Source organism: Actinomadura sp. NPDC000929 (assembly GCF_040492065.1).
GTDB classification, from domain to species: Bacteria; Actinomycetota; Actinomycetes; order Streptosporangiales; family Streptosporangiaceae; genus Spirillospora; species Spirillospora verrucosospora.
The window spans coordinates 74,993-89,514 of sequence record NZ_JBEUPA010000005.1 but is presented as its reverse complement, the minus strand read 5'-3'; the positions used below and the strand labels follow the sequence as shown (position 1 = coordinate 89,514).

Genomic DNA, 14,522 nt, shown 5'->3' with positions numbered 1-14,522 from the left:
CGGGCCCGGAGACGGGGCCGCCCGACCACGAGGAGACGACCGTGAAGTACATGCTGATGATCTACAACCGTCCCGGCTTCCTGGAGGACCTGACGGAGCAGGAGCGGACCGCGCTGTTCGGCGAGGTCGACGCGATCATGAAGGAGCTGTCGGAGTCGGGCGAGCTGGTCGGCGGGGCGGCGCTGGCCGACCCGTCCCTGACCAAGACCGTGGTCGGCAGGGACGGGCAGCCGGCCGTGACGGACGGCCCGTTCCTGGAGGCCAAGGAGCACTTCGCCGGCTACATCGCCGTGGACTGCGAGACCGAGGAGCGGGCCGTGGAGATCGCCTCCCGCTGGCCCGACGTCCGGTACGGCGGCTACATGGAGGTCAGGGCGCTCATGCACGAGTCCGGGGCGGAGATGTGAGGACGCCCCCGGCCGTCGAGGACCTGCTGCGCGACCTCGCGCCGCAGGTGCTCGGCACGCTCGTGCGGCGGCACGGCGCCTTCGACGCGTGCGAGGACGCCGTGCAGGAGGCGCTTCTCGCCGCCGCCGTCCAGTGGCCGGGGGAGGGCGTTCCGGAGAACGCGCGCGGCTGGCTGCTGACCGTCGCGACCCGGCGGCTCACCGACCAGTGGCGCAGCGAGCGGGCCCGCCGCGACCGCGAGGCGGCCGTGGCCGCGGAGGAGCCCGCCGAGCCCGGCCCCGATGAGTACCGTGCGGCCGACCGCGACGACACGCTGACCCTGCTGTTCCTGTGCTGCCATCCGGCGCTGTCGCCGTCCTCGCAGGTCGCGCTGACGCTGCGGGCCGTCGGCGGCCTGACGACGGCGCAGATCGCCCGCGCCTTCCTCGTCCCGGAGGCGACGATGGCGCAGCGGGTCAGCCGCGCCAAGCAGAAGATCAAGGCGGCGGGGGCGCGGTTCGGGCCCCCGCCGCCGGACGAGCGCGACGAGCGGCTGCGGGCCGTGCTGCACGTGCTGTACCTCGTCTTCAACGAGGGGTACACCGCGTCCAGCGGGCCCGACCTGCGGCGCGCGGACCTCACCGCCGAGGCGATCAGGCTCGCCCGGGCGCTGCACCGGCTGCTGCCCGGCGACGGCGAGGCGGCCGGGCTGCTCGCGCTGATGCTGCTCACCGACGCGCGCCGCGCGGCCCGCTCCGCCGACGGCGGGCTGCTCGTCCCGCTCACCGAGCAGGACCGCACGCTCTGGGACGCCGAGGAGATCCGGGAGGGGACCGAGCTGATCACCGAGGCGCTCACCTGGTCGCCGCCCGGCCCGTACCAGGTGCAGGCCGCGATCGCCGCCGTCCACGCCGAGGCGGCACGGCCGCAGGACACCGACTGGCCGCAGATCCTCGCGCTGTACCGGCTGCTGGCCCATCTGTCGCCCAACCCGATGGTCACGCTGAACGAGGCCGTCGCGCTGGCCATGGTGGACGGGCCGTCCGCCGGCCTGGACCTGCTGCGCACGCTGGACGGCGACACCCGGATGGAGGGCCACCACCGGCTGGCGGCCGTCCGGGCCCACCTGCTGGAGAAGGCCGGCGACGCGCCGGCCGCGCGGGAGGCGTACCGGGACGCCGCCCGCGGCACGACGAGCCTGCCGGAGCGGCGCTACCTCGAATCCCGCGCCGCCCGGCTCGACGAAGGAGACACCGATGGGAACGCTTGACGTCCCCGGCGCGACCCTCCACTACGAGGTGCGCGGATCCGGGCCCGTCCTGCTGCTGATCTGCGGCGGGATCTACGACGCGGCGGGCTACGCCGGCCTCGCCGATCTGCTCGCCGGCCGGTACACGGTCGTGACGTACGACCGGCGCGGCAACTCGCGCAGCCCGCTCGACGGGCCGCCGGAGCGGCAGCGCGTCGAGACGCACGCGGACGACGCGTCCCGCCTGCTCGCCGAGGTCGCGGACGGCCCGGCCTTCGTGTTCGGCAACAGCTCGGGCGCCCAGATCGGGCTGGAGCTGGCCGCGCGGCATCCCGAGCAGGTGCGCGCCCTGGTCGCCCACGAGCCGCCGCTGCTGACCCTGCTGCCGGACGCGGACCACTGGGAGACCGTCATGGCGGACGTGGAGCGCGCCTACCGCGACGGCGGCGCCGGCCCCGCGATGGGGACGTTCGGCGCCGCGCTGGGCATGGGCGGCGGCGAGGAGGACGGCTCCGCCGAGGAAGGACCGGCCGGGGAGCAGGAGCCGCCGAGCCCGGAGATGCTGGAGATGTTCGCCCGCTTCGAGAGGAACACCGACTTCTTCGTCGGGTACGAGGTGCCGGGCTTCGGGCGGTACGAGCTCGATGTGGAGGCGCTGCGCGCGTCGTCCGTCCGGATCGTCCCGGCGGCCGGGGAGGAGTCCGCGGGCGAGCCGCCGCACCGGGCCGCGCTGGAGCTGGCGGGCCGGCTCGGGACGTCCGCCGAGACCTACCCCGGCGACCACGGCGGCTTCGGTCCGCACGCCGCCGCGTTCGCCGCCCGGCTGGCGGAGACGTTCCCGGTGGAATGACCTCCGCGACGCGATGGCGTGTTCCGGCCTGTGCGATGCGCCACGGAGCCGGACGCCGATCCAATAACCTGAACCCGTGAGCCTGCGCTTTTACGACACCGGTACCCGTAGCGTCCGCACGTTCGAGCCCCTGGAAGAGGGCCGCGTGGGGATGTACGTGTGCGGTGCGACCCCGCAGGCGGCCCCCCACATCGGGCACCTGCGCTCGGGCGTCATCTACGACGTCCTGCTGCGCTGGCTCCGCGCGTCCGGCTACGAGGTGACGTTCGCGCGCAACGTCACCGACGTCGACGACAAGATCATCGCGGTGGCGGCCGAGCGGGGCGTGCCGTGGTTCGCGGTCGCCGAGGGCAACCAGCGCACCTTCACCCAGGGCTACGACCTGCTCGGCTGCCTGCCCCCGACGATCGAGCCGCGCGCCACCGGGCACGTCCCGGAGATGATCGTCCTGATGCGCCGGCTGATCGCGAACGGCCACGCGTACGCCGCGGGCGGCGACGTGTACTTCGACGTCGAGTCCTGGGCCGACGAGTACGGCGCGCTGTCGAACCAGCGGCTGGAGAACATGCGCTCCGCCGGCGACACCCCCAACGAGGAGCTCAAGCGCGACCCGCGCGACTTCGCCCTCTGGAAGGGCGCCAAGCCGGGGGAGCCGTCCTGGGAGACGCCCTGGGGCGACGGGCGCCCCGGCTGGCACCTGGAGTGCTCGGCGATGGCGACCCGGTACCTCGGCCCGACGTTCGACATCCACGGCGGCGGCGTCGACCTGATCTTCCCCCACCACGAGAACGAGATCGCGCAGTCCCGCGCCGCGGGCGACGGCTTCGCGCGCTACTGGCTGCACAACGGCCTGCTCACCGTCGACGGCGAGAAGATGAGCAAGTCGGTCGGCAACGTGGTGCTGCTGCCCGACCTGCTGGGCAAGGCCCGCCCCGCCGAGGTGCGCTACTACCTCGCCTCGGCGCACTACCGCTCGCTGATGGACTACACCGACGCCTCCCTGGCCGAGGCCGTCTCCGCCTACCAGCGGATCGAGGGCTTCGTGACGCGGGCGTCCGAGCAGGTGGGGGCCGGCACGCCGTCCTCCGTCCCGTCCGCGTTCGCCTCCGCCATGGACGACGACCTCGGCGTCCCGCAGGCGCTGGCGGTGCTGCACGAGACCGTCCGGGAGGGCAACAGCGCCCTGGCGTCCGGCGACCTCGACGCGGTGCACGGCCACCTGGCGTCCGTCCGGGCGATGGCCGGCGTCCTCGGCATCGACCCCCTCTCGCCGCAGTGGGCGGCCTCGGGGGAGGACGACCTGCACCCCGTCGTCGACGCCCTGGTCAAGGTGGCGCTGGAGCAGCGGCAGGCGGCCCGCGCCCGCAAGGACTACGCGGCGGCCGACGCCATCCGCGACAGCCTGTCGGCGGCCGGCGTCCTCGTCGAGGACACCCCGCAGGGCCCCCGCTGGGAACTGAAGCGCGGCTGACGTGCATCGCGCACCCCGCGCTGCGGATAAAATCGAACGTTCGCGGGGGTTCGTCGCCGTCCGCTGAGATCTTGAGCCGCCCGGCAGGGGCGAGCACGCAATCGTCGCGAGGGGCGTAACCGACAATGGCCAAGCGCAAGGGACCCACCCCCAAGGCCGAGGACCGGCACTGGCACGGCAAGCGCCAGAAGGCCCGCGCCGTCAAGAACTCCAAGCGCACCGGCACGCCGACGCTGGGGCCGGGCGGCCGCGGCCAGGCCTCCTCGGAGAACCGCCCGGCGGGACGTCCCGCGGGCGCGCGGCGCGCGACCGGCGAGGTCCCCGAGCTGGTCACGGGCCGCAACCCGGTCGTCGAGGCGCTGCGCGCGGGCGTCCCCGGCACGGCCCTGTACGTCACGTCCGGCACCGACGAGCGGGTGCGCGAGGCGACCCAGATCGCCGCCGACCGCCGCATCCCGCTGCTGGAGACGGGCAAGAACGAGCTCGACCGGCTGACCGACGGCGCCGTCCACCAGGGCATCGCGCTGCAGGTCAAGCCCTACCGCTACGCCCACCCGGACGACCTGCTCAAGGGCACCGCCCCGCTGATCGTCGCGGTGGACGGCATCACCGACCCCCGCAACCTCGGCGCGATCGTCCGCTCCGCGTCCGCGTTCGGCGCGACCGGCGTGGTCGTCCCCGAGCGGCGCGCGGCGGGCGTCACCGCCGGCGCCTGGAAGTCGTCCGCGGGGACCCTCGCGAACATCCCGGTCGCGCAGGCCACGAACCTCTCCCGCCAGCTCAAGGCCTACCAGAAGGCCGGCTGCTTCGTCGCCGGGCTGGACGCCGCCGGCGGCGTGACCGTCGCCGACCTGGAACTCGCGTCCGGGCCGTTCGTGCTGGTCGTGGGCTCGGAGGGCAAGGGCCTCGGACGGCTCGTCGCCGACACCTGCGACATGCTCGTCACGATCCCGATGCCGGGCAGGGCCGAGTCGCTCAACGCCGGAGTCGCCGCGGGCATCGCGCTGTACGAGATCAGCCGCCTTCGCGCCTGAGATCGGAAATAATCTCAACGTTCAGATAATTGACGTTGAAGTGAATCAGACGACAGCCCTCCCGGCCCCGGCCCTGCGCACCCGCTACGCCTCCGACCTCGTCCTCTCCGCCCTCGCCCCGGCGAGCTGGGGCACCACCTACGTGGTCACCACCACGCTGCTGCCCGACGGCCGCCCCCTGCTCGCCGCGACGATGCGCGCCCTGCCCGCCGGACTGGTGCTGCTCGCCGCCACCCGCCGCCTGCCGCGCGGCGAGTGGTGGTGGAAGTCGATCGTCCTCGGCCTGCTGAACTTCGGCGCCTTCTTCCCGCTGATCTTCTTCGCGGCCTACCGCCTCCCCGGCGGCGTCGCCGCGACGATCGGCTCCGTCCAGCCCCTGGTCGTGGCGCTGCTGTCGCTCGGCGTCCTGCGGATCGCCCCGGCCCGCGCCGTCCTGTACTCGGCCCTCGCCGGCACCGGCGGCGTCGCGCTGCTGACCCTCGGCGCCGACGCCTGGCTCGACCCCCTCGGCATCGCCGCCATGCTCACCGCGACGTCCCTCATGGCCACCGCGATCGTCCTGGCCAAGAAGTGGGGACGCCCCGAGTCGCCCCTGGTCATGACCGGCTGGCAGCTCACCGTCGGCGGCCTCGTCCTCCTGCCGCTCACCCTGGCGCTCGAAGGCGCCCCGTCCTCGCTGACCGGCGAGAACCTCCTGGGCTTCACCTACCTCGGCATCGTCGGCACCGCGATCGCCTACGCGCTGTGGTTCCGCGGCATCGACCGCCTGCCCCCGACGTCCGTCTCGCTCCTCGGCCTCACCAACCCGATGGTCGCCACCCTGGCGGGCCTGCTGATCCTCGGCCAGACCCTCACCCCGTGGCAGGTCGTCGGCTTCACCGTCGCCCTCGGCGCCCTCGTCGCCGGCCAGACCTTCAACCGGCGACCGCGGCCCGCCGCCTCCTGAGGAACGCCCGCTCGGCCTCGTCCTCCGTACGCCGCATGGCCTCGCCATACGCCTCGGCCGCCTCCCCGTCCCGCCCGAGCCGCCGCAGCAGATCAGCACGCACCGCATGGAACAGGTAGTACCGGCCCAACTCCAGCCGCTCGACCAGCTCCAACGCGGCCCCGGCCCCCTCCACCTCACCGACCGCCACGGCCCGGTTGAGCGCCACCACGGGACTCGGCGCCACGACCATCAACTGGTCGTACAGCTGGAGAACCTGATCCCACCGAGTGTCCTCCGCCCTCGCCGCGTCCCCGTGCACCGCGTTGATCGCCGCCTGGATCTGGTACGGCCCGGGCCGCCCGATCCGGAGGCACCGCCGCACCAGCTCCTGCCCCTCCTCGACGAGCCCGCGGTCCCAGAGCCCGCGGTCCTGCTCGGACAGCAGCACCAGCTCCCCGTCCCTCCGCCGGGCGCCCCTGCGGGACTCGACGAGCAGCATCAACGCCAGCAACCCCAGCACCTCGGGCTCGTCCGGCATCAGCTCCCGCAGCACCCGCCCCAGCCGAACCGCCTCGGCCGCCAACTCCTCCCGACCGCCGTACCCCTGGTTGAACACCAGGTAGACGACCGCCAGCACGCCGGAGAGCCGTCCGGGCAGCTCCCCCTCCTCCGGCACCCGGTACGGGATCTCGGCCTCCCGGATCTTCGCCTTCGCCCGCACCAGCCGCTGCGCCATCGTCTTCTCCGGCACCATGAAGGCCCGCGCGATCTCCGCCGTCGACAGCCCGCCCAGCAACCGGAGCGTCAGGGCGACCCGCGCCTCCATCCTCAGCGCCGGATGGCAGCACGTGAAGATGAGCCGCAGCCGATCGTCCTCCACCACCGGCGCCTCGACGGGCTCCGCCGCGTTGAGCAGCACGGCCTGCGCGTACTTCCCGGCCCGCGCGGCCTCCCGCCGCAGCCGGTCGATCGCCTTGTTCCGCGCCGTCGTGATGATCCACCCCGCCGGGCTCGCCGGGACCCCCTCCACCGGCCACCGGCGCACCGCCTCGGCGAACGCCTCCTGGACGGCCTCCTCGGCGACGTCCACATCGCCGAACACCCGGACCAGCACGGCCACCGCGCGCCCGTGCTCCTCCCGGAAGACCCGCTCGATCACCCCTCGCCGAGGAACGGCCGCACCTCGATCGGCAACCCGGTCACCTGCGTGAACCTGGCCGCCACCTTCAGCGCCGCGTCCAGGTCCTTCACCCTGACGATGGCGAGGCCCCCGACGTGCTCCTTGCCCTCCGTCCACGGCCCGTCCGTCGCGATCACCTCGTCCCCCCGCATGCACACCACGGTGCTCGCCTCCGGCTGGTCCAGCCCCCGCCCGAACACCCAGCACTCCTGCCGCTCCAGATCCCGCCGAACCTCGGCGAGCCGCGCCATGATCGGCTCCAGCACCTCCGGCGGCGGCACCTCCCCCACCGGCTGGATGATGTTGAGCACGTAGGACTTCATCTCTCCTCCTCCACGACCACCAGCACCCCTGCCCCCACTCCTTCCCCGCGACGCCCGCCCGTGCGCACCCGGCGCCCCGCCCCCTACACGAACGAGTCCCCCCGCAGATCGACACCCACCCCAGAAAACCTCCCCGGATCCCCCCGAGCCCCCAAGTCGACTACGATGCGGGACGAGCCCGCCGGCGTAGCTCAATTGGCAGAGCATCTGTCTTGTAAACAGAAGGTTAGGGGTTCAAGTCCCCTCGCCGGCTCCCAGCTCAAAGCCCCCTTCCGGCCCTTGGAAGGGGGCTTTTGCTAACAGGTACAGCAGCGAAGTACAGCTACGCGGACGCCTCCCCGCTGCCGCCGCCATCCTGCCGAAGGTGGTCGCCGAGCCGCTTGAGCGCCGCCCTGGTCTGCTCGGTGGGGACCTCGGTGTAGATCTCCATCGTGAGGCTGATCTTGCTGTGCCGGAGGATCTGCATCGCCACCCGCGGATGGACGTCCAGCGCCGCCAGCAGCTTGCCGCACGTGTGCCGGGTGTCGTGCACCCGGATGACCTTGACCCCGGCAGCGGCACACCGCGACTCGAAGGCGCGGTTGACGTTGCGCGGCTCGACCGGTCGCCCCGTCCTGGTCGTGAAGACGAGGTCGCTTTCGTGCCAGTCGTCGCACGCTTCACGCTCCGCTTGTTGCTGAGCCTGGCGGAGCTGCAACGCGGTGGTGCAGAGGGAGGGCAGGGGGAGGACGTCGGTAGAGCCGTCGGTCTTGGTCCGCTCCTTGTGGATCAGTCGCGAGCCGACACGCTGTAGCTGCCAGCCGATGCTGAGTTCCTCCTCCGTGAAGTCGACATCAGCCCAGCGCAGGCCGAACACCTCGCCCTTGCGCATGCCCATGAGCAGGATCAGGACCCACGCGGCATACAGCGGGTCATTGCTCTCGCGCGTGTGCTCCAGGAACCGGCGCGCCTCCTCTACCGTCCAGGTGGACGACTTGCGAGCGCGCTTCCGGGCCGCCGGCACCTTGGCCAGACTCGCCACGTTCCGCGCGAGGATCTCCTCCGTCATGGCGTGATTGAGCGCGTTCCGCAGCGTGTTGCGAGCCGACGTAATGGTCCGGCGACTCGGGAAACTCTGGCAGCACTTCCCGACCGCGCAGCACCGCCGCCGCTTGCTCGGGTCAGGGTGGTCAGCAGGCCGTTTGGCGTCCTTGCCCTGCGCACAGCACTGGCAGGAGCCCGGAAGCTTGTTCAGCCAGTTCTGGACGTCCCGCACCGTGAGCCGATCCAGCCGCTTCTTACCAAGGCCAGGAACGATGTGGAGACGGCACATCAGCTCGTAGTTCGAATAGGTGTTGGGCTCCCGGTTGGGCTCGACCACGTCCCGGAGCCAGGACGCCAGGTACTTCTCAACGGTCGGCACTGTGGTGGCGATCGGACGCTGAGCCGCCGCGCTGAGGAGCTTGACGTACTTGTCGTGGACGATGTCGCGCGTCTTGCCATAGACGTACTTGCGTTTGCGCTCCCCGGAGGGAGTGGTCACCCAGGCGTAGGCCGCATAGCCGTTCCGATAGGGGTAGATCGAGCCTTCCCCATTGGCTCGACTGCGCCGGGCGCCCTTGTGCTTCTTACCGTCGTTCGGCTCATCCGGCGTGGCGATTGCGGTTCTCGGCATCAGGCAGCCTCTTCCGTGAGCTGGTCGAGGTACTCGACGAGGGAGTTGACGGGGACGAGTCGGCGGCGGCCGATCTTGACGGTGCGGAGCTGGTTGGAGCGGATGAGGTTGTAGAGCGTCCAGCGGCTCACGCGGAGCCGTTCGGCCGCTTCGTCGACGGTGAGAACCAGGTCGGTCAACGTGTGCTCCCTTGGGTGATGCCGGACAGGTCGAGGACAGGCAGAGGTTTGCCGGTGAGTGCGGCGGTGAGGAGTGCTTCGCCGGGTGTCATGCCTTGGCCGAGGTAGCGCCAGTGGGCGACGACGAGGACCTGGTCGTCGTCGAAGGGGAGGCGTCCGGTGGTGATGTCGTCGTGTTGGTGTTGGTTGTGCTGGATGCGGGCGGCGCGGAGTGCGCTGAGGGTGGTGGAGTAGCGGCGGGATTTGGTGGAGAAGTGGCCGCGGAAGCCGAGCATGTGGGCCCACTCGGTCAGCCGCAGCCCCGCGAACTCTTCGACGGCGCCCAGTCGGAGGCATTCGGCGATGAGTCGCCGGGCGTGGCCGCCTACAGGCAGGTCGGCCAGGTCGTCAGTCGGCCGGATGCGGCGGTCGAGGGTGCCGACGCATTCGGCGGCTTTGGTGGCGTATTTGGCGATGTAGCCCGCCACCGCTGTATCGGTGAGTTCCCCTGTGGTGGTGATCGGTCGGACGTCGACCTGTGAGCCCCACGCGTGCGTCAGGGCCGGGACGTCCCCGGCCGCTGGACTCGACACCGTCACGGCCCCGGCCGCGTGGTCGACGGCCGCTTTGAGGAGGTCGAGGGTTGCCCAGGCGGGCGGTTGCGCGTCGGGGCCGCCGGGTCCATCGAGGCGGATGACGGCGTGGAAGTGGACCAGACCGCGCCGCTGATATTCGGCGACCTTGGCGAACGAAACCGTGAGCACGTCACGCAGGTCGGACACCCGCAGGCCCGCCGACCGTGCGACGTAGCGCCGGAAGGCCAGAGCGAACCGGCGCCACAGCTCAGGCGCGTGCGCGTTCCAGAGCACCGCGCCCGCGTAGTCGAAGCAGTCGGGGCAGATCGGTTGCCCGAGCCGCGGGTCTCCCTCGCTGTGCCGGACGGTGCAGGAGACGGGCCGCCCATGTGGACACGTCCCGCCATCACGCCGGGGACGGCAGGCGACCACGCCGCCGGCCTTGCCGGTGCGGCGGGAGTGGACGGGTCCGAACGAGGGCGCGGTGAGCGTGACGAACGCCGCCGGATGAGTGCTCACGGTGTCCGGTACGCCCTTGCCGCCGACCAGGCCCGCGCGGACGAGTTGGTAGGTGTCGGCGCGGTAGGTCTCAGCGCAGGCCTGGCACCGTGAGGCCCGCCGGGTTTTGCACGCCACCCGGAGTGTCCCGCCGGGTTCTTGGGCGGTGGAGTAGTGGCGGAGGATCTCGCCGGTTTGGGGGTCGAGGTGGGTGACGCGGCCGCGGAGGTGGATGGGTTGGGCGCATCCTCCGGTGGTGTGTGCGCGGCGGGCCCAGGCGCGGAAGTCGGCGCGGTTGTACCGAGCGGCCATGTCACGCGCGGCCACCCCGGTGATGTGCGGAGCGGGGGCGGGATCGGGCACGATGAACGGGTCTCCTGCCTGTCTGTGGGATGGGCGGGTGATGGGCCCGGCGTGGCCGCACTTGCTTGCCGGCGACGGCGGCCACGCCGGGGACTACAAGGCCGACACCAGCAGTGAGAGCGCGTCGGCGAGCAGGGCCAGGCCCTCGAAGAGAGCGCGGACGGCTTGCGCGGCGGATCCGGGATGCCGGAGGGCGAACAGGCCCAGGACCAGCCAGAAGCAGGCGAAGGCGCAGCGGCGCAGGAACATCGGGCGGGCTCCTGTCAGGTGTGGCCGTGGCCGTTGCAGTCGGAACAGGTGGACCCGTCGGAGGCGACCCCGCCCCCGCCACAGGTCCCGCACACCCAGCCCACGACCAACCTGGCGAGCAGGGCGAGCGCGCGGAAGGGCGCCGGGTACGGGTCGGCGGTCATCAGGCCGCCCGTCCCTCGTCGCCGTCCTGTTCGGGGTCGAGGCGGATGTTGTGGTGGTAGCTGGTGTAGGCCTCGTATTCGTCCTGGCGCCGCTGGGGGACGTGGACGATGCCGTAGGTGATGCGGCCGAAGGTCCTTTCGGCGCTGTAGTGGCCCCCGTCGGCGCGCTTGTCGATGACTTCGGCGCCGAGCAGCGCCGCGACCTGGTCGACCATGGCGACCGCAACGGCCTCGTCCTCGGCGCGGGCGTAGACGTTGTACTCCCTGCCGTACTCATTGACCGGGACAGCGGGATTGGCCTCCAGGAAGTCGGCCAGGGCGCGCAGGCCGGCGATGGTCTGATGGCGGGCAAACAGGTCACCGGGCACCAGCAGGGACGTGTGACCGGTCGGGTTGGTGTGGGCGGTCATGGCGAGTTCCTCCAGGCGGGTTAAGAGACGGACGCGGTTGCGTGGGGCTGGTCGGTGCGGAGCTGGCGGAGCAGGTCTGAGGCGAGCTGGTTGGAGACGCCGAGCCGGGCGCGCAGCGCGTCACGAGTGATCGGCCGCCCGTGGCGGCTCTCGTGCTCGGAGGCGACCCGGCGCGCGAACTCGACCAGCGGAGCCGCCGGAGCGGGAGCAGACGAGGGCACCGCGGATTCCTCGGCGGCCGGGACCAGGGCCGGGGCCGGGACAGGGATGGAGGTCTGGCCGTCCTGCTCGTCGCGGTCACCGTTGCGGGGTTCGTCCTGGGCAGCGGGGACGGTGGGGCGTTCGTCCTCCCACACCACCCACGGAGACGACGCCGAGGACGAGCCGGACGCGGACGCGGACGAGACGACCGGGGCAGGATCGGGACGGCCGAAGGACTCAGGGACGGGTGAGGTGTGCGCCACCGCGCGGGTGCCAGCCTTTCGGCGCTCCAGCATCGACACCGCGACCAGGAACGCGCCCGCCGGAGTCCCGGCAGTGATCCAGCCCCAGACCGACGGGTCGGCCTGTGCGAGGTTGGCGGCCAGCGACAGCAGGATCCCGCCGACCAGGACGACGGTCGGCCACGACAGCCGTCCGGTGTCTCGGCCGGTGTCCTTGTCTCGCTGGCGTTCCGCGGCGGCCATCACGCATGTCAGGTCGATGCAGACCGCGATGGCCCAGGCCATCCACCCCCGCTGACCGTGCTCGGTCGCGGTGTCACGGATATGGGTGAACGACCCCGCCGCCGCGATCCCGGCCAGCACCATCACCGGCGCCGAGTCGGCCACCGCCCCGGCAAGTCGCCGCATCACGCCGCCCGCCGGGAAGTGACGAGGGCGAGCAGCGCGACCAGTTCGGCATCACAGGTGTGCGCGTCGGCCCAGGTGTCGACCTCGCCGGACCGGGACGAGGTGAACGACTCGGTGCAGGAGCCACAGACCGCGACGTCCAGGCTCCGCAACTCGTCACACACGACGCGCACCGGCTGGCGGCTCGACGAGGACGAGAGGGCGGACGGCCGGGACGATGCCGGGGCCGAGGCGGACAGGACGGGGACAGGCCGAGGACGAACGACGAGGACGCGGGTAGCCACGAGAGCCTCCAGGACCGGTTTCGGACAGGGGTCGGTTAGGGACGTGGCGTGATCAGGGCTCACGCCGAGCCGGAAGGTGAGGTAGGAGAGGTGTCTACGCGGCGGGGCGGACGACCGGGGCGGAGCCGACTAGGGACTCCCAGTCCGGGGTCAAGTGCGCGAAGTCCCGCGCGGCCTGCTCGGCCTCGTGTTCGGGGACGTAGACGGACCGGGCGCGGTGCCATGAGCCGTCTTGTCCGGCGACGATGCACACGCCGGGAGTCTCGGCGGGGATGGCGCGGGCGGCGTCCAGGGCGGCGGGGTCGAGGTCGCCGAGCGCCATGTTCGCCGTCTCCGGGTCGTTGACGTGGTGGCACACTCGCCCGGACAGTTGGGCGCGTAGCGCGGTGACGCCGGGGCCGAGGTCGGAGCCGACGCGTTGCCCGCAGACGACTAGGTAGACCGCGAACGCCCGCCCGAGCTGAGCGACCCGCAGGAGCGCGGTAGCGGTCTTGGCCACCTCGTCTTTCTCGGACTTGTCGGCCATGAGGAACAGTTCGGCGACCTCGTCCACCAGGACCACGATGGGCATCGGCCGCAGGTCCTCCGGCAGCGTCCACACGTTGCGCGCACCGTGCGCCCGGCAGAGTGCCATGCGGTTCTCGACCTCGCCCACCAGGTCGACCAGCAGATCCACCGACTCCTTGCGTGTCGTGGCCAGCGCCGACAGCCGAGGCGCGTAAGGGGTGAACTCAACGCCGCCCTTGAGGTCGAAGCCCGCCAGAGCGACCGGTTGCGGAGCCAGGCCCTTGAGCAGGGCGTTGGCCAGGTTCGACTTACCGGACTGTGTCGCGCCGACGTTGAGCCAGTGCGGCACCGCGCGAAAGTCGATCACCCAGTCACGGCCGTTCTCCAGCTTCCCGGGACGCACGGTCAGCAGCTCACCGGTTTCCGGCGCGGTGACCACCTCGACCAGCGGGTCACGCATCGTGGCCCACAGCGTCACCGAGCCGGGCCGCACGTCGACCACCCGGACCGAGTGGACGCGCCAGGCGTGCGCGATCCCCTCCGCGGCTTTCTCGTAGTCGGCGGGGACTTGCCCGTCGTGCAGCCGCAGCCGCATCCGCCACCCCAGCCGCGTCGGCCGCAGCACGCCGAGGCGGGGCGAGCGCTCGACGTCGACCCGCCGCACCCGCCGCTTGTGCTCGACCACCGTCGCCGCAGAACGCGAGGCAGGCCCGACCACGGGGATAGCGTCCAGGGTGAGGCGGAACCGCCGCCGGTTGCGCGTGAGCTTGCAGCCCGAGGCGACGTGATGCCACGTCAGGTACACCAGCACCGCCCGGGCCGGGAACCCGACGCCGTACCAGAACGACACCGGGTGGAACCGGCGCCAAGCCCAGAGCCCGGCCGCCGCAGCGGCCAGGACCCCGAGCACCAGAAGCGAGTCAGTCATGACGGCGACCCCGTTCAGGCCACGTCCGACGAAGCCGAGGCCGACCCCGAGGAGACGGGGACGACGCGGGTAGCGCGGAAGGCGACGCCCCACCGCTTCTCCCCGCCGAGAACCGCCTCCCAGGGGGAGGCGACCAGCCCGACCGGCGTGACGACCTCCCCGATCGTCACCGACTGGTCACCGGTCACCGCCACCTGGAGCAGATCCACCCGCCCCATCGCGTCGGCAGCCGACAGGCCGACCGTGAACACCGTGTGTCCGTCGCGGTCGACCTTGACCTCGCCCGTCTCCTGGTTGAGCACCTTGGGACGCGGCGCGGAGACGCACACGAAGGTGAGGGCGGAGACGTCGACAGGAATGTTGCGCATGCTGAGTACACCTCTCGTCCGCCTGCTGAGCAGGCGTTACGGACCGAAGGGAGCACACGCCGTCAGGACGAACGAGGTAGCATCGAAGCGC

Annotated in this window: 18 protein-coding genes and 1 tRNA gene; 7 read left to right on the top strand and 12 right to left on the bottom strand. The window is 72.1% G+C overall.

The genetic code is table 11. The features are described 5' to 3' along the window. Positions 1 to 50 precede the first annotated feature (50 nt). From ABWI04_RS03420 to ABWI04_RS03395, 6 genes are all read left to right on the top strand, one after another. Positions 51 to 407 carry a YciI family protein gene (locus ABWI04_RS03420; RefSeq protein ID WP_345173124.1) on the top strand — a complete coding sequence of 119 codons (357 nt, stop codon included), beginning with the start codon at positions 51 to 53 and terminating at the stop codon, positions 405 to 407. Further along, a complete protein-coding gene (locus ABWI04_RS03415) occupies positions 404 to 1,657 on the top strand; it encodes an RNA polymerase sigma factor (protein WP_345173021.1) in 1,254 nt (417 codons plus the stop codon). Before ABWI04_RS03420 ends, ABWI04_RS03415 begins: the two co-directional genes overlap by 4 nt. Continuing rightward, positions 1,644 to 2,486, top strand: a complete 843-nt coding sequence (locus tag ABWI04_RS03410; protein WP_353831386.1) for an alpha/beta fold hydrolase — start codon at positions 1,644 to 1,646, stop codon at positions 2,484 to 2,486. The genes ABWI04_RS03415 and ABWI04_RS03410 overlap by 14 nt, the downstream gene beginning before the upstream one ends. A 76-nt stretch (positions 2,487 to 2,562) precedes the next feature. Beyond that, the gene (cysS, locus tag ABWI04_RS03405) at positions 2,563 to 3,957 is read left to right on the top strand and encodes a cysteine--tRNA ligase (RefSeq protein ID WP_353831385.1); all 1,395 of its coding nucleotides are present in this window, start codon (positions 2,563 to 2,565) and stop codon (positions 3,955 to 3,957) included. A gap of 125 nt (positions 3,958 to 4,082) precedes the next feature. Then, positions 4,083 to 4,991, top strand: a complete 909-nt coding sequence (gene rlmB / locus ABWI04_RS03400; RefSeq protein ID WP_345173027.1) for a 23S rRNA (guanosine(2251)-2'-O)-methyltransferase RlmB — start codon at positions 4,083 to 4,085, stop codon at positions 4,989 to 4,991. Between the two features lie 40 nt (positions 4,992 to 5,031). Continuing rightward, complete coding sequence (locus ABWI04_RS03395; RefSeq protein WP_353831384.1) at positions 5,032 to 5,937, top strand: EamA family transporter; 906 nt, start codon at positions 5,032 to 5,034, stop codon at positions 5,935 to 5,937. On the opposite strand, the gene ABWI04_RS03390 is transcribed toward ABWI04_RS03395, so the two are convergent. After that, on the bottom strand, positions 5,906 to 7,078 hold the full coding sequence (locus ABWI04_RS03390; protein ID WP_353831383.1) for an RNA polymerase sigma factor: 1,173 nt from the start codon (positions 7,076 to 7,078) through the stop codon (positions 5,906 to 5,908). The two genes, ABWI04_RS03395 and ABWI04_RS03390, sit on opposite strands and share 32 nt — an antisense overlap. Next, the gene (locus ABWI04_RS03385) at positions 7,075 to 7,422 is read right to left on the bottom strand and encodes a YciI family protein (RefSeq protein ID WP_345173032.1); all 348 of its coding nucleotides are present in this window, start codon (positions 7,420 to 7,422) and stop codon (positions 7,075 to 7,077) included. Before ABWI04_RS03385 ends, ABWI04_RS03390 begins: the two co-directional genes overlap by 4 nt. Before the next feature lie 180 nt (positions 7,423 to 7,602). Between ABWI04_RS03385 and ABWI04_RS03380 the strand changes: the two genes are divergently transcribed. After that, positions 7,603 to 7,675: transfer RNA gene (locus ABWI04_RS03380), tRNA-Thr, on the top strand. Between the two features lie 69 nt (positions 7,676 to 7,744). Here the strand turns inward: ABWI04_RS03380 and ABWI04_RS03375 are convergent. From ABWI04_RS03375 to ABWI04_RS03330, 10 genes are all read right to left on the bottom strand, one after another. Further along, positions 7,745 to 9,076 carry a site-specific integrase gene (locus ABWI04_RS03375; RefSeq protein ID WP_353831382.1) on the bottom strand — a complete coding sequence of 444 codons (1,332 nt, stop codon included), beginning with the start codon at positions 9,074 to 9,076 and terminating at the stop codon, positions 7,745 to 7,747. Next, a complete protein-coding gene (locus ABWI04_RS03370) occupies positions 9,076 to 9,255 on the bottom strand; it encodes a helix-turn-helix domain-containing protein (protein ID WP_353831381.1) in 180 nt (59 codons plus the stop codon). The genes ABWI04_RS03375 and ABWI04_RS03370 overlap by 1 nt, the downstream gene beginning before the upstream one ends. Then, entirely contained in the window at positions 9,252 to 10,670 is a 1,419-nt protein-coding gene (locus ABWI04_RS03365; protein ID WP_353831380.1) for a replication initiator, read from the bottom strand. The genes ABWI04_RS03370 and ABWI04_RS03365 overlap by 4 nt, the downstream gene beginning before the upstream one ends. 93 nt (positions 10,671 to 10,763) lie before the next feature. Beyond that, positions 10,764 to 10,919 carry a hypothetical protein gene (locus ABWI04_RS03360; protein WP_353831379.1) on the bottom strand — a complete coding sequence of 52 codons (156 nt, stop codon included), beginning with the start codon at positions 10,917 to 10,919 and terminating at the stop codon, positions 10,764 to 10,766. Between the two features lie 14 nt (positions 10,920 to 10,933). Continuing rightward, complete coding sequence (locus ABWI04_RS03355) at positions 10,934 to 11,083, bottom strand: hypothetical protein (protein WP_353831378.1); 150 nt, start codon at positions 11,081 to 11,083, stop codon at positions 10,934 to 10,936. Next, on the bottom strand, positions 11,083 to 11,493 hold the full coding sequence (locus tag ABWI04_RS03350; protein WP_353831377.1) for a hypothetical protein: 411 nt from the start codon (positions 11,491 to 11,493) through the stop codon (positions 11,083 to 11,085). Before ABWI04_RS03350 ends, ABWI04_RS03355 begins: the two co-directional genes overlap by 1 nt. A 20-nt stretch (positions 11,494 to 11,513) precedes the next feature. Further along, complete coding sequence (locus tag ABWI04_RS03345) at positions 11,514 to 12,344, bottom strand: DUF2637 domain-containing protein (RefSeq protein ID WP_353831376.1); 831 nt, start codon at positions 12,342 to 12,344, stop codon at positions 11,514 to 11,516. Then, positions 12,344 to 12,508: a hypothetical protein gene (locus ABWI04_RS03340; RefSeq protein WP_353831375.1), complete on the bottom strand. Its 165-nt coding sequence runs from the start codon at positions 12,506 to 12,508 to the stop codon at positions 12,344 to 12,346. The genes ABWI04_RS03345 and ABWI04_RS03340 overlap by 1 nt, the downstream gene beginning before the upstream one ends. Before the next feature lie 214 nt (positions 12,509 to 12,722). Continuing rightward, positions 12,723 to 14,063, bottom strand: coding sequence for an FtsK/SpoIIIE domain-containing protein (locus ABWI04_RS03335; RefSeq protein ID WP_353831374.1), 1,341 nt, complete (start codon positions 14,061 to 14,063; stop codon positions 12,723 to 12,725). A gap of 14 nt (positions 14,064 to 14,077) precedes the next feature. Then, complete coding sequence (locus ABWI04_RS03330; protein WP_353831373.1) at positions 14,078 to 14,431, bottom strand: SCO3933 family regulatory protein; 354 nt, start codon at positions 14,429 to 14,431, stop codon at positions 14,078 to 14,080. Between the last annotated feature and the right edge of the window lie 91 nt (positions 14,432 to 14,522).

Excerpts from the sequence above, each read along its gene's own strand:
- ABWI04_RS03420 (WP_345173124.1), top strand. The coding sequence starts at position 51 with ATGCTGATGATCTACAACCGTCCCGGCTTCCTGGAGGACCTGACGGAG.
- ABWI04_RS03410 (WP_353831386.1), top strand. The coding sequence starts at position 1,644 with ATGGGAACGCTTGACGTCCCCGGCGCGACCCTCCACTACGAGGTGCGC.
- rlmB (WP_345173027.1), top strand. The coding sequence starts at position 4,083 with ATGGCCAAGCGCAAGGGACCCACCCCCAAGGCCGAGGACCGGCACTGG.
- ABWI04_RS03385 (WP_345173032.1), bottom strand. The coding sequence starts at position 7,422 with ATGAAGTCCTACGTGCTCAACATCATCCAGCCGGTGGGGGAGGTGCCG.
- ABWI04_RS03375 (WP_353831382.1), bottom strand. The coding sequence starts at position 9,076 with ATGCCGAGAACCGCAATCGCCACGCCGGATGAGCCGAACGACGGTAAG.
- ABWI04_RS03360 (WP_353831379.1), bottom strand. The coding sequence starts at position 10,919 with ATGTTCCTGCGCCGCTGCGCCTTCGCCTGCTTCTGGCTGGTCCTGGGC.
- ABWI04_RS03355 (WP_353831378.1), bottom strand. The coding sequence starts at position 11,083 with ATGACCGCCGACCCGTACCCGGCGCCCTTCCGCGCGCTCGCCCTGCTC.
- ABWI04_RS03350 (WP_353831377.1), bottom strand. The coding sequence starts at position 11,493 with ATGACCGCCCACACCAACCCGACCGGTCACACGTCCCTGCTGGTGCCC.
- ABWI04_RS03345 (WP_353831376.1), bottom strand. The coding sequence starts at position 12,344 with ATGCGGCGACTTGCCGGGGCGGTGGCCGACTCGGCGCCGGTGATGGTG.
- ABWI04_RS03335 (WP_353831374.1), bottom strand. The coding sequence starts at position 14,063 with ATGACTGACTCGCTTCTGGTGCTCGGGGTCCTGGCCGCTGCGGCGGCC.
- ABWI04_RS03330 (WP_353831373.1), bottom strand. The coding sequence starts at position 14,431 with ATGCGCAACATTCCTGTCGACGTCTCCGCCCTCACCTTCGTGTGCGTC.